Source organism: Psychromonas sp. CD1, assembly GCF_002239585.1.
Lineage (GTDB): Bacteria > Pseudomonadota > Gammaproteobacteria > Enterobacterales > Psychromonadaceae > Psychromonas.
In genome coordinates, this window is sequence record NZ_NDFH01000003.1 from 1351691 (window position 1) to 1366091 (window position 14401).

13 protein-coding genes are annotated in these 14401 nt (G+C 36.1%); 6 read left to right on the top strand and 7 right to left on the bottom strand.

Annotated elements, in window-relative coordinates:
• Positions 1-78 precede the first annotated feature (78 nt).
• Positions 79-648, bottom strand: coding sequence for an anthranilate synthase component II (locus B8W84_RS07815; protein WP_094752685.1), 570 nt, complete (start codon positions 646-648; stop codon positions 79-81).
• A 547-nt stretch (positions 649-1195) separates the two neighbouring features.
• On the opposite strand from B8W84_RS07815, the gene B8W84_RS07820 reads away from it, so the two are divergent.
• Both B8W84_RS07820 and B8W84_RS07825 read left to right on the top strand, forming a co-directional pair.
• On the top strand, positions 1196-1375 hold the full coding sequence (locus B8W84_RS07820; protein ID WP_094752686.1) for a hypothetical protein: 180 nt from the start codon (positions 1196-1198) through the stop codon (positions 1373-1375).
• Positions 1368-1631 (top strand): hypothetical protein, encoded by a 264-nt coding sequence (locus tag B8W84_RS07825; protein WP_094752687.1) that lies wholly within the window; start codon positions 1368-1370, stop codon positions 1629-1631. Before B8W84_RS07820 ends, B8W84_RS07825 begins: the two co-directional genes overlap by 8 nt.
• Positions 1632-1643: 12 nt before the next feature.
• Here B8W84_RS07825 and yidC read toward each other — a convergent pair whose 3' ends face one another.
• Genes yidC through rpmH form a run of 4 tightly spaced genes read right to left on the bottom strand, consistent with a single transcriptional unit; the run spans position 1644 to position 4066 of the window.
• Complete coding sequence (gene yidC, locus B8W84_RS07830) at positions 1644-3320, bottom strand: membrane protein insertase YidC (protein WP_094752688.1); 1677 nt, start codon at positions 3318-3320, stop codon at positions 1644-1646.
• 5 nt (positions 3321-3325) lie between these two features.
• Positions 3326-3598: a membrane protein insertion efficiency factor YidD gene (gene yidD, locus B8W84_RS07835; RefSeq protein WP_094752689.1), complete on the bottom strand. Its 273-nt coding sequence runs from the start codon at positions 3596-3598 to the stop codon at positions 3326-3328.
• On the bottom strand, positions 3565-3921 hold the full coding sequence (rnpA, locus tag B8W84_RS07840; RefSeq protein WP_094752690.1) for a ribonuclease P protein component: 357 nt from the start codon (positions 3919-3921) through the stop codon (positions 3565-3567). The genes yidD and rnpA overlap by 34 nt, the downstream gene beginning before the upstream one ends.
• A 10-nt stretch (positions 3922-3931) precedes the next feature.
• Positions 3932-4066, bottom strand: a complete 135-nt coding sequence (gene rpmH, locus B8W84_RS07845) for a 50S ribosomal protein L34 (RefSeq protein ID WP_015466401.1) — start codon at positions 4064-4066, stop codon at positions 3932-3934.
• Between the two features lie 456 nt (positions 4067-4522).
• Here rpmH and dnaA point away from each other — a divergent pair, with 456 nt between their 5' ends.
• The 4 genes from dnaA to gyrB are packed head-to-tail and all read left to right on the top strand — an operon-like array spanning position 4523 to position 10625.
• Positions 4523-5896 (top strand): chromosomal replication initiator protein DnaA, encoded by a 1374-nt coding sequence (gene dnaA / locus B8W84_RS07850; RefSeq protein ID WP_094752691.1) that lies wholly within the window; start codon positions 4523-4525, stop codon positions 5894-5896.
• Positions 5897-5907: 11 nt separating this feature from the next.
• Entirely contained in the window at positions 5908-7014 is a 1107-nt protein-coding gene (dnaN, locus tag B8W84_RS07855) for a DNA polymerase III subunit beta (protein WP_094752692.1), read from the top strand.
• A gap of 56 nt (positions 7015-7070) precedes the next feature.
• A complete protein-coding gene (gene recF, locus B8W84_RS07860) occupies positions 7071-8162 on the top strand; it encodes a DNA replication/repair protein RecF (RefSeq protein ID WP_094752693.1) in 1092 nt (363 codons plus the stop codon).
• A gap of 33 nt (positions 8163-8195) precedes the next feature.
• Positions 8196-10625, top strand: a complete 2430-nt coding sequence (gyrB, locus tag B8W84_RS07865; RefSeq protein ID WP_094752694.1) for a DNA topoisomerase (ATP-hydrolyzing) subunit B — start codon at positions 8196-8198, stop codon at positions 10623-10625.
• 275 nt (positions 10626-10900) lie between these two features.
• Here gyrB and B8W84_RS07870 read toward each other — a convergent pair whose 3' ends face one another.
• Positions 10901-12166, bottom strand: a complete 1266-nt coding sequence (locus B8W84_RS07870) for a valine--pyruvate transaminase (protein ID WP_094752695.1) — start codon at positions 12164-12166, stop codon at positions 10901-10903.
• A gap of 163 nt (positions 12167-12329) precedes the next feature.
• Entirely contained in the window at positions 12330-14396 is a 2067-nt protein-coding gene (gene glyS, locus B8W84_RS07875; RefSeq protein WP_094752696.1) for a glycine--tRNA ligase subunit beta, read from the bottom strand.
• Positions 14397-14401 lie beyond the last annotated feature (5 nt).

Sequence of the window (14401 nt, forward strand, 5' to 3'; positions counted from 1 at the left end):
TTTAATGCTTTACCTTTGAGGTCCGATATAAAATATATGGTTATAAGTCCTTAACAAGAAAAAGAAATAAAAAGTTATTTAATTTTCTTTTATGAAGTTCTCTAACAATTTTAAACCTTGCTCGGACATAATACTTTCTGGGTGAAACTGTACCCCCTCTACCGCGAGTATTTTATGTCGAATAGCCATTATCTCCACACCGCCTAACACCCGAGCAGATACATTTAAACACTCGGGCAATGTTGCTGGATCTATTAATAAACTATGATATCGCGTTACATTTAGTGGCGATTTTAAGCCATTGAATACACCTTGTCCATCATGCTCAATTAAAGAGTTTTTCCCATGCATCACTTTTTTAGCTCGTACAATATTCCCCCCAAAAACCTGTGCAATACATTGATGACCAAGACACACTCCAAGTATAGGTATCTGCCCAGCAAAACGTTCAATAAGCGCTAAAGAGATCCCAGCTTCATTCGGAGAGCAAGGGCCAGGTGAAATAACAATATGATCCGGCGCCATAGATGCTATTTCAGATAAACTGATTTTATCATTTCGTTTAACCACAACATCTACATGTAATTGTGAAAAGTATTGCACTAGGTTATATGTAAAAGAATCATAATTATCTATCATGAGGAGCATAAGAACCAACCTATGAAAAATGGATCGCCAGAAACGGTATTCAATACAAATAAATGCGACCGAAAAGTACAAAATAAAGAACGCAAACTATACCCGTTATATGTCCATAATCAAGGAGGGGACTTGATTATTACACGAGGAATATGAGCGATATCAAAACAAAAAACGAAAAGCTCCCCAAAGCCTAAACGTCAATAAATACAGTAGTGCAATACAACATTTACTCCGAGTATATGCGCTTATTAAAACCATTATTCTGCATGTAAATAGTTATTAAACACTTTGTTTCCACGAAATAACCTTAATTAAAAAGATTAATCAGCATTGCTAACAGACTGAAATGAAACGTTATATGATAGGCTTTATTATTTCGCCAAAAAACGTGACTATTGCATCACGAAGCGACCGTTAAGCACCACGGAAACATGTATTTATAACAAGATACATTGATTTAACGCAAGATTAATCTGTGATGAACTCTTTATGATATGTCAAAGGCAACCCACCTTTGATGCTTTAAAAATAATACGTTAAAAGATGGAAGTTGATGAGGTCTGGTGGCCTTCTCGGTCTTCAAAACCGATGTAAGCCGAATAGGCTCATAGCTCCAGACGTAGCGAATATATTTATTAACTCGATAGCTTCAATGCTTAAAATAGATGAAGTGACAGAGCTACAACGCAGACTTGCATCAATAGAAGAATCGTTAGGTGTTGGAAATGCCTAGCGCCATGCTTAAAAGATTAGCTAGAATTGAGCCGATTGCAAAAGCAGCTTCAGGAAAGCTTGAGCCTAGCATTTACGGCGTTGTTGATAGAGTTGACATAGTTGATGGTGAAAAAGTACCGCACTTTATAAGAAAATGGAAAGGAACTATCGGTAACATGATTGCTACTGATGAAGAGCCCACTATTTATTTTATTCAATTTGTTTTATCGACAACCACAAAAAAGGCGACTATTAACGTCGCCTTTTTTAATTAATAAATAAAGACACTATTTTTTATTATGTAAACCTTGCTTCTCAAACTGTCTAAATATAATAGTTTGTTGGATCAAAGTTACTATATTACTCATCAACCAGTAAAGTACTAATCCAGCAGGGAACCACAAGAAAAAGAACGTAAAGATAACCGGCATAAACTTCATGATTTTCTGTTGCATTGGATCTTCTACTTGCGTTGGAGACATCTTCTGAATAAAGAACATGCTCACACCCATTAAGATAGGCATAATGTAGTAGGGATCTTGTACTGATAAATCTTGAATCCATAAGATAAACGGTGCATGACGCAATTGCACAGCTTCCATAAGAGACCAGTATAATGCAATGAAAATAGGCATTTGTAGCACAATCGGAAAACAACCACCAAGCGGATTTACTTTCTCTTTTTTATATAATTCCATCATTGATTTAGATATTTTTTGACGATCGCCTTTAAAGCGTTCACGTAACTCTTTAATCTTAGGCTGTAATAAGCGCATCTTCGCCATCGATGTGTATTGTGCTTTAGTTAATGGGTATAACGCACCTTTGACCGTAAACGTGATCATGATAATTGCAAGGCCCCAGTTACCGACTAAACCTTGGAAAAATATCAACAATTTAAAGAGAGGCTGCGCAATAAACCATAACCAACCGTAATCAACAGTGAGATCTAAATGATCAGCAACAGCCGCCATTTCCTCTTGTAATTTAGGACCAACCCAAAGGTTAGCGGATATTGTTTTTACACTATGTGCTTCAATGCTTTGTATTGGAGATTTAAAGCCGATAGCCGCCTCAGTTCCACGAATAATGCTACTATAAAGTACGTTTGATTCCGAAGAAGAAGGGATCCAAGCAGCAACAAAATAATGCTGTAACATTGCAACCCAACCACCTTTTGTTGTTTCTTTTAAAGGTGCATCTTCCATTGCACTAAACTTATATTTTCCATAACGAGTGTCTGATGTAGAGTATGCACCCCCACGATAAGCAGACATCATCATTTTAGATGAACCTTCTGGAGCCTCTATTGTTTCTTTTAATTGGCCATAAAATTGAACATCAAAAGCATTATCAGTTTTGTTCTCTATTTTATAAGATACGTTTATCGCATATTCGCCACGTTTCAAGGTGAATGTTTTCGTAAACACATGACCTTTATCATCGATAAAACGTAGACCAATAGACACTGAATCTTGCTCTTTATCTAAGATCATTTCTTCGTTTTTAACGAGATAAACCGGACGTCCTTTCTTATTTGCATCTGGGCCTTGTGCAATAAGCCCGCTCTGCGCTATATAAGTGAAATTGTCACGACTGTCTAATAAACGAAACGGAATATTTGATTTGAAATCGACATCATGCTCAAGTAATTCTGCACGAATGACATCTCCACCACGCAAAGAAATCGTTAAACGTAATTTATCATTCTCTAAAATTACTGTTTTTTCTGTTACGTCTTGCGTTGATGTAATATCGGATCCAGTTTGCTCTTGAACAGTAGAAATTGGTACATCAGCACTGAGATTTTGGCTTTCTGGAACAGATGAATTAATATTATTAGTTTGCTCAGTTGTTTGTACACTTACTTTAACCTGAGGATTTTGCTCTGTAAGCCATGCTTGATATAGCAAAAAGCTAACAAACAATAAGGCAAGCAAGAATAAATTGCGTTGGGATTGCATACGTTTTAATCTCTTTTTTTATTTATAAAATCATGTTTTACACAACAAGCGGGCACAGGATCGTAACCCCCTTTACTTAATGGTTGGCATTTTATAAGACGTTTGCCCGCAAGCCAACATCCTTTTACTATTCCATGTAATTTTATCGCCTCGATCGCATATTGAGAACAAGTTGGCGTAAAACGACAGCAAGGAAAAAGAAACGGACTGATTCCAAGCTGATAACATCGAATACATTTAATAGCTAGCCACCGCAACGCTGCACTAATTTTCGCCATAACTTATCTAAAACCTTATTTATTTCTTGATTTGATAAATCAGCAATACCAGCTTTAGCAATCACAACAATATCTATAGCGGGTAAATCATGTTGCTGATGACGAAAATTTTCTCTGACTATACGACGAATACGATTACGCCCGACCGCACGTTTAATGTGCTTTTTGGGAATAGCCATTCCAATCCGAGGATAGAGTAATGAATTTTTTCGCGCAAGAAGAGTGAGGTATGGAGAAACCGCAGGGACAGCATTTTTAAATACCGGTTGAAAATCTTCGGGAGTTAGTAAACGTAACTCCCGAGAATACGAATAATTCACCACGTCTGGGAAATTATGCGCTTAAGCTTGCGCGGCCTTTGGCACGACGACGAGCTAGTACGTTACGACCGTTTTTAGTCGCCATACGAGTTCTGAAGCCGTGAGAACGCTTACGCTTAATGTTGCTTGGTTGAAAAGTACGTTTCATGCTCTTTCCACTTATGTTAAGTACTGTACAGTAGCTAATGTTTTAATTTATTGTTTAATCTCTTATAAAAAGACAAATACAATATAAAAATTTATTAACCGATTAAAAAGAGAGCGAATTCTATGTTTAGATAGACAAAAAGTCAATCAGAGATACCTCTTTCTAGCAGAATAATAACTTTATTAAGAAAATCCTTAAATAAAGTCAATTAAAACTACTATCCCTAACTTGGACGTTTGGGTGCAAATATTATATAGAAGCATAATTAATAAGCAAGGATCTATTAAAGATCTTTTTATTTTGACCATAAAAGAAAAATTAGTGCGTTATTTATGACCTATTTCATAAGAAAAGAAGCTATGATAATATTTTTATACATTTATTAAAAGATCTTGTGGATAAGATCTGTTCTTCTCGGTAAAATATCTGCCCTCATTTTTATTACTGGAGTTAGTCATGTCCCTCGCTATTTGGCAAGAGTGCTTAGCACAATTAAAAGATGAACTGTCAACGGGAGACTTCAGTACTTGGTTGCGTCCTCTACAAGCAGAATATAATAATCTTATTTTATCTTTGTATTCACCCAATAAGTTTACCAGTGATTGGGTTCGAAATAATTATATGGATATTATTGAAATTAAGATCCAAGAAATATGCCAATTACAAGATCCTAATAAAGTAATTCAAATACGTTTATTAGTGGGTAATGCGGCGCCTCTTGAAATGCGCCAGAAAAAAACAATACAGAAACCGGCTATTTCTGTACAGCCTTGGGAAAATGTAAATAAGGCAAACAATGTCGCACATAAAAGTAATTTAATTAAAAAATATACTTTTGAAAATTTTGTGGAAGGTAAATCAAATAATTTTGCTATCGCAACAACACAACAAATTGCAGAAAATCCTGGGGATGTCTATAACCCTTTATTTTTATACGCGCATCCAGGATTAGGCAAAACACATTTATTACATGCGGTAGGCAATGCAATTGTCGCTGCAAATCCACAAAGTAAAGTCGTATATATTCGATCAGAACGATTTGTACAAGATATGATCAATGCGATTCGCAACAATACCATTGAACAATTTAAAGAATATTACGCATCATTAGATGCATTATTAATTGACGACATTCATTTTTTTGCAGGAAAAGATCGCTCTCAAGAAGTTCTTTTTCAGACTTTTAATTCAATGCTAGATGCTCATCAACAAGTAATTTTAACCAGTGATCGTTTTCCAAAAGAAATTGAAGGTATTGATGAACGCTTACGCACTCGATTTGGTTGGGGCCTATCTATTCCGATTGACCCTCCTGAATTAGAAACACGTGTCGCTATTTTAATTACAAAGGCAGAAGAGCGTGGCTTGGTCTTACCTGACGATGTTGCTTTTTTTATTGCTAAACGTCTAACTATCACCGATGTAAGAGTACTTGAAGGGGCGATTGCAAATATTTCAGCAAAAGCACAATTTACAGGTCAAGATATTACTATTTCTTTGGTACAAGATGCTTTACGCGACATGTTGGCCGTACACACCAGACAAACAACCATTGATAACATTCAAAAAATAGTGGCTGAACACTACCGTATTAAAATATCAGATATGTCTTCAAAGCGCAGAACTCGTACCGTTGCTCGGCCTCGTCAAATTGCAATGGCACTTGCCAAAGAATTAACACAACACAGCTTACCTGAAATTGGCGAAGCTTTTGGCGGACGAGATCATACGACCGTATTACACGCCTGCCGAAAAGTAGCTGAATTACGTCGTGAGAATAATGATATTCAAGAAGATTATAAAATATTAATCCGTACACTTTCACTGTAGGTTTATAACACATGCAATTTTCAATCTCTCGAGAAGCATTTTTACGACCATTACAATTAGTTGCAAGCTCTGTGGCTGGGGGCCGTCCCGCATTACCTATTATGGCAAATATATTAATTCAAGTAGAAGATGGAATACTAAGCCTTACTGGTACAGATTTAGAAGTAGAATTAATTACTCAAATTCAATTAGATTGTCCGTCAGAAAATGGTGAAATTACAGTCCCAGCTCGAAAGTTATTAAATATTTGCCGTGGCTTATCTGAGCCGTGTGAAATAAAGTTTCAGCTAAAAGAAAACCGCGTTACCATACGCTCAGGGAGAAGTCGTTACTTACTATCGTCCCTTCCTGCCAGTGATTTTCCCAATATAGAATCATGGAAAAGTCTCGCAGAATTTAATGTGGCCCAAGGTGAATTTAAAAAACTTATTGAATTTACTCAATTCGCAATGGCAAGCCAAGACGTGCGCTATTATCTAAACGGTATGTATTTTGAAGCCTCTGGAGATAGCTTACGTAGTGTCGCCACCGATGGGCATCGACTTGCATCTTGCGCGATTAAATTAAGCGCTCCTATACAAGATCAATCTTTAATTGTTCCCCGAAAAGGCGTTATTGAACTTGTTAAACTCTTAGATAACGAACAAGAGAATGTTACGATTCAGATAGGAAAAAACAACTTACGTGCCATTATTGGAAACTTTATTTTTACCAGTAAATTAGTTGATGGACGCTTTCCTGATTACCGGCGCGTAATTCCACGTAATGGAGACAAAGAATTAATAGCAAATCGAGAATCACTAAAACAAGCCTTTACTCGCGCAGCCATCTTATCCAATGAAAAATTTCGCGGAGTGCGTTTAACTTTGTCAGAAAACTTATTACAAATTACAGCAAACAACCCGGAAAGAGAAGAAGCCGAAGAATATATAGACATTGAGTATAGTGCAGCTGATCTTGAAATTGGTTTTAATGTCAGTTACGTCCTCGATGTATTAAACACCCTTAAAAGTGAAAAAATAAAAATAACTTTTAGTAGCTCCGCTCACAGTGCGTTAATTGAATCTATTGATGCGGACGATGATGCTTTATATGTTTTAATGCCAATGCGCTTATAATAAAATGCCATCTAATAGGCTTTTATATTTTGATATAACAATAAGTAAGCATTAATATGCCAATATCTAAGCTTATTATTCATGATTTCCGTAATATACAGCGCGCACATTTACATTTTAATAAAAAAATAAATGTGATCACTGGTCTCAATGGAAGTGGTAAAACAGCATTGCTCGAAGCTATCTATTTTTTAGGTTTGGGTCGCTCTTTTCGTAGCCATCTTACTAATCGTATTATTGCACATGAAGAGGTTGAATTTATTCTTTTTGCTGAAATTGAGCATCAAAACTTACAAACTAGCATCGGTCTAAAAAAAACCAGAAAAGGCCAATCAGTATTAAAGATAAACTCTTGCATCACGACTAAACTCTCTGCTCTAACTCTCTACTTACCGATACAATTAATTACCCCTGAGAGCATTAGTTTACTCTCTGGAAGCCCCCAAAATAGGCGCTCTTTTATCGATTGGGGGGTTTTTTATCATGACCCACAGTTTTATAAAACATGGGCGCGTATAAAGCGCCTATTAAAACAACGCAATGCGGCTTTAAAGCAATGTAAAACGTACAACGAGCTCCGATTGTGGGATAATGAATTGTGCTTTTTAAGTACAGAAATAAGCGAACAACGACAACGTTACTTTCAACAACTCACCCCGTTGATAGAAAATACCATTGCTGATTTTTTACCTGAGTTTAAGATTAAAATGAGTTTTTTTTGTGGTTGGGATAATAAGAATAAATCCCTACAACAATATTTTATAGATAATTTCAATAGAGATAAACAGCTAGGCTACACTACAGCAGGCCCACAAAAAGCGGATGTGCGTTTTAAAATAGGTGCATATCCTCTTGTCGATGTTTTATCCAGGGGACAGCTAAAACTTTTTGTTTATGCTTTGCGCCTAGCCCAATGTTTATTTTTAAATAAAGTTAACAAGAAACAGTGTGTTTTATTAATCGATGATTTTAGCTCTGAGCTAGATAAGAGCAAGCAACAAATATTAGCAAAACATATTACACAATCCGATGCTCAGCTATTTATTAGTGTGATTCAAGAAAATCACATTGAACAATTATTTGAGCAAAAATATAGCGTGTTTCACGTGAAACACGGCAAGATAACAAATACAGATAGCACTAATTAGTTATCTATTAGTATATAAATAGGTGGAAGCTTTATGGCTGAAAATAGTTATGATTCGTCAAGTATTAAAGTACTAAAAGGCTTAGATGCAGTACGTAAACGCCCTGGTATGTATATTGGCGATACAGATGATGGCACTGGATTACATCACATGGTGTTCGAGATCCTTGATAACTCCATTGATGAGGCCTTAGCAGGTCATTGTAGTGATATTATTACCACTATCTATACCGATGGTAGTGTATCAGTCAAAGATGATGGACGTGGTATCCCTGTTGGCATACACGCAGAGGAAGGTATTTCTGCAGCCGAAGTTATCATGACTATATTACATGCTGGCGGTAAATTTGATGATAACTCCTATAAAGTATCCGGTGGTTTGCATGGCGTAGGTATCTCCGTTGTTAATGCTTTATCAAAAAAATTATTATTAACCATTAAACGTAATGGTCATATATACCAACAAACATACATTCATGGTAATCCTGAAGCACCTTTGAAAATGATCGGAGATACGCATGAAACTGGTACAGAAATTCGTTTCTGGCCGAGCGAAGAAACTTTTTCAGATGTTCTTTTTTACTATAATATTTTAGCTAAACGCTTACGAGAACTATCTTTTCTTAATTCTGGTGTTTCTATAAAATTAGTAGATCTGCGCGAAGACGATAAAAGTGACCATTTTTGTTACAAAGGTGGTATCGAAGCGTTTGTTCAATATTTAAACAACAGTAAAACCCCAATACATAAAAAAATATTTCATTTTAGTGTGGAAAATTCAGAAGGTATTAACGTTGAAGTTGCGATGCAATGGAATGATGGCTTCCAAGAAAATATTTATTGTTTTACGAATAATATTCCGCAACGTGATGGTGGATCTCACTTAACAGGTTTCCGTGGAGCGCTAACCAGAACGCTCAATAATTACATGGAAAAAGAGATAGCTAAAGTTAAGCACCCCAAAAATAAATCTTCAACTGAAGGTGGGGATTCTCGCGAGGGCTTAACAGCTGTCATCTCTGTGAAAGTTCCAGATCCTAAGTTTTCATCCCAAACAAAAGACCGGTTGGTCTCATCAGATGTCCGTCAGGTTGTTGAAAGTACAATGGGTGAGAAACTACAAGAATTCTTGCTAGAAAATCCATCTGAAGCCAAAATTATTACATCTAAAATTATTGATGCTGCACGAGCTCGTGAAGCTGCACGTAAAGCTCGTGATTTAACACGCCGTAAAGGTGCATTAGATCTTGCAGGCTTACCGGGAAAACTCGCCGATTGCCAAGAAAAAGATCCAGCGCTATCTGAACTTTATATTGTGGAAGGAGACTCGGCGGGTGGTAGTGCAAAGCAGGGTCGTAATCGTAAAAACCAAGCAATTTTACCCTTAAAGGGGAAAATATTAAACGTTGAAAAAGCACGGTTTGATAAAATGCTTGCCTCTCAAGAGGTCGCAACACTTATAACAGCACTAGGTTGTGGTATTGGTCGCGATGAATATAATCCAGAAAAAACACGCTACCACCGTATAATTATAATGACAGATGCAGATGTGGATGGCTCGCATATCAGAACGTTATTACTCACTTTCTTTTATCGTCAAATGCCTGAACTAATTGAACGCGGTTATATCTACATTGCACAGCCTCCTCTTTATAAAGTAAAGAAAGGTAAGCAAGAAACCTATGTAAAAGATGAGTCAGAACTACAAGCGTATCTAACTACTTTAGCAATGGAAAATTCATCACTGCATGTCAATCACCAAGCTCCAGGGATCGGTGGTGTTGCCCTTGAAAATTTAATTCAACGTTATCGCAGTGTGCAAGACAATATTCAACGCTTAAAGCGTCGTTATCCAATGCCACTTTTAGATAAACTCATTTATCAAGATGAATTTAATGTTGAGGACTTAAGTAATAAAGTCTTGGCTGAAAAATGGGCGACAGCTGTGTCTAGTAGCCTGAACAGTGAAGATTTAGAAGGTACTATATACAAAAATACCGTGTCGTTATCTGATACACCTGATGAGTATAAAATCATATTTACCGTACGTAAACACGGGATTGATACTGATTTTATTTTAGATAATCGATACTTTGCATCCGAAGGTTATAAAGCTATTGTTAGCATTGGCAAAGAAATTACAGATCTTATCGAAGAAGGTGCCTATATTAAACGGGGTGATCGCCGAAAAGATATTAGTAGCTTTGTAGAAGCGGTGAATTGGTTAATGCATGAATCTAAACGTGGCCTCTATATCCAACGCTATAAAGGGTTGGGCGAAATGAATCCAGATCAACTTTGTGATACGACGATGGATCCTAACACGCGACATATGCTACAAGTACGTATTGAAGATGCAGTTGCTGCTGATCAATTATTTAGTACTTTAATGGGTGATAATGTAGAGCCTCGTAGAGCCTTTATTGAAGAAAATGCATTGCGTGTTGAAAATCTAGATATCTAATATTGGATAAAATAAGCACAATAAAAAACCAGCATATTTGCTGGTTTTTTTATTGTGTAGCGATGCCAGTGAAGATAGCAACGCTTTCGATAACGTTATCTTACACATATAGATCCGTAATAATCGGTTCTATTTAAAACAAAATATCCTAGAGAAAAAGATTACCAGATGCTATCTATAGACATATATTTATAGACTAAATTTTCTCTCACGTAGAATGTACGGTATATTTAATTGCACGTTATAAATGTTTCACATGAAACACATTTAAATACTTATCCCTGTTTTTTATCTGTTTTATACAAAGCATTAATTTCAGCCGCTAAAATATCAATACCTCGCTCTATAACATCTCGATCTTGCGCATAATTTAAACGGATGCACTCTTTAGTATGCTTCCAGTCTTGGGTTAACCCGGGAAAAAAATAATGTCCCGAAACGATTATAAGTTTTTTTTTCTTAAGACGTTTATATAGTTCTTTAGAGTGAATAGATAAATCTTTAAACCATATCCATAAAAAAAGAGAGCCCTCCACTTTGTGGATCCGCATCATAGGTGTTTTTATTTTTTTTTGTAAAAAGATAATCGCCTGTTGTGACTTTTTATAATAAAAAGGCTTTATGACTCGCTCACTTAAATACACCAGCTGTTTGTTTTGAACCAATGGCAATACTAGTTCAGGGCCTATCCCACCAGGACTCAACGCCATTACCGCCGATAAATTAGACATTGCATTAATCATAGAAGCATTTGCAATCACAATGCCACAACGCGTCCCCGGCAAACCAAATTTAGATAAACTGAAACAAAGAATAGTATTAGTATTCCAAAAAGATAATACCGACTTAAATATAATGTTTGGAAAAGGAGCGCCGTAAGCATTATCAATAATCAAAGGGATATTATTCGCTCTTGCAATTTTGTCTAAACGTAAGATTTCAACATCAGTTAATACATTTCCTGTTGGGTTTGTAGGCCTAGAAACACATATAGCCCCTATTTCCTTTGTTATTTTTAATTTATCAAAATCAACGTGATACTTAAAGAATCCATTTTCTAATTCACTTATCTTAGGTTTTAACGTAACAAAAGCATCTTTATAAATACAACTGTCCGTATAGCCGATATATTCAGGAGCTAATGGCAGTAATATTTTCTTTTTTGTTCCATCCTTAAAATGACCAGCTAATAAATTAAAAATATAAAAGAAAGCATTTTGACTACCGTTACTTATCATTATATTTTTAGATGTTAATTTCCAGTCATATAGATCATTAAAAAGCACCACTAGTGCATCTATAAAGCTGTTTTTCCCTTGAGGTCCATCATAATTTGCCAATGTATGCATTAATTGACCATTATCTAGCTTTTCTTGCATTATTTCAGTAATACATTTTTCTATTTCGGGAATACTAGCCGGATTTCCGCCTCCTAACATTAAGAGTTCATCTCCTGCAAGTACACCTGCATTTAAATCTCCCATCAATTCCGTAATACCAGAATGTTGAGTAAATTTATGTCCAAATGCTGAATACTGCATATTATTTCCTTGTTGATCTTTTATTGTTTCACATGAAACATGTCTGTTTTTTATAAAGATACAGTGCACCTATTGATAGGTTACACGCCTAAGAATACTTTGAACAGTAAACAAAAAAGCCCAGATTAATCTGAGCTTTTAAAAAAGAATATATTAAACTTTTTTATAAAACAGAAACATCTGCTACTTTTAAGAAAAGATCCCGCAAGCGACTTAATATAGCCAAACGATTTTGTTTAATAGCTTCATTATCAGCCATTACCATTACATTTTCAAAGAATAAGTCCACAGGGGCTTGCAGAGACGCAAGTTCGAACAATGCTGACTCATAGTCCCCTTTATCAAATAAAGGGCTTAATTTTAACTCTAGGGCAATAAGTTTTTCAGCTAAAGCAGTTTCGGCCGTTTCGGTAAACAACATCGTATCTATTTCAGTATTAATTTTACCTTGTACTTTTGCCAAAATATTCGAAATACGTTTATTAGCAGCAGCTATAGGCGCCGCTTCTTCAAGTTGTTGAAACTTAGCAACAGCTTGAATACGTTTTTCAAAATCAACCGGCTTTGTTGGCCGACGAGCGAGTACAGATTGAATCAACTCAGCCGAGAAACCGTTAGCTTGATAAGTTGCACGGAAACGAGCAAATAAGAAATTAACTACATCGAGCACGACATTTTCATTAGTTAATTTTTCTCCATATTCGTGCTTTGCGATTTCGGTAAGTTTAACAATATCAAGATCTAATTCTTTATCTTTAATAATACGTAATAAACCAATCGCGGCACGGCGTAAGGCAAAAGGATCCGCCGCACCTTTAGGTGCTTGACCGATACCAAAAATTCCCACCAAAGTATCTAATTTATCCGCTAAGGAAACCGCACAAGCAACTAAAGATGTCGGTAATTTATCACCTGAAAAACGAGGCAGGTACTGCTCTTTTAATGCAATGGCAACCGCTTCATCTTCACCATCAAAACGCGCATAATACATACCCATAACACCTTGAATATCTGGAAACTCTAAAACCATATCGGTAAGAAGATCAGCTTTAGATAACCACCCTGCTCTTTGTGAATGCTTACTATTGGCATTAATTAACAATGCTATTTTTCCAGCAACATTAGAAATTCGAGCAGACTTTTCTTTTAATGTACCCAATTTCTTTTGAAATAACACACTACTAAGTGATTCAACTCTACTTTCTAACGTCTTCTTTTTATCATTCGCAAAGAAAAATTCAGCATCAGCTAAACGAGGCCGAACGACTTTCTCATTACCTTGGATCACCTGTTTAGGATCTGTACTTTCAATATTGGATACAAAAATAAAACGCGGTAATAAATTACCAGATTTATCTTTTACTGGGAAATATTTTTGATTATCTTTCATTGTATATATCAAGGCTTCTGATGGCACTAATAAATATTTTTCTTCGAAAGATCCTATCAAAGTTACAGGCCATTCAACTAATGAAGTCACTTCTTCAAGTAAAGCATCATCAACATCGGCAACACCCGCTTCAAGCTCTGCTAAAACGTCCACTTGATGACGAATTATCTCTTTACGACGCTCATAATTAACAATAACCTTACCACGTGTTTCAAGTAGCTGTTCATAGTCATCTGCATGCTTAATGGTTAACTCAGCCTCACCTAAAAAGCGATGCCCTCGAATAACACGTGAAGATTTAACACCCAACAATTCAGCATGAATCAACTCATTACCAAATAAGATACACAATGTATGTACAGGTCGGATAAATTGTATATTAGATGATCCCCAACGCATTGGTTTTGGAATTGGTAATTTTGAAAGCGCCTCAGCAACAACCTTGGGCAGTAAATCAGCGATGCTTTTCCCTTTCACCTCTGATTTAAATAGTAACCATTCACCTTTGTCTGTAACCAGTCTTTCTGCTTGATCAACACTAATAGAGTTTGATTTTGCCCAGCCTTGTGCTGCTTTTGTAGGTGTACCATCCTTGGTAAAAGCCATACTCAGAGCAGGGCCTCTTTTTTCAACAATTTTATCCGCTTGCGCATCGACTAAGTCCGTAATCACAACAGCTAAACGACGCGGTGATGCTAACCAATCTATTTTAACAAAAGATAACTCTACTTTTTTTAATTCGATTTGCATATTTTCTGCAAATGCTTGTGCTAATTTTCGTAATGATTTTGGAGGCAACTCTTCGGTGCCCAATTCAATCAATAAATTTTCTTGTGCCATGAAAC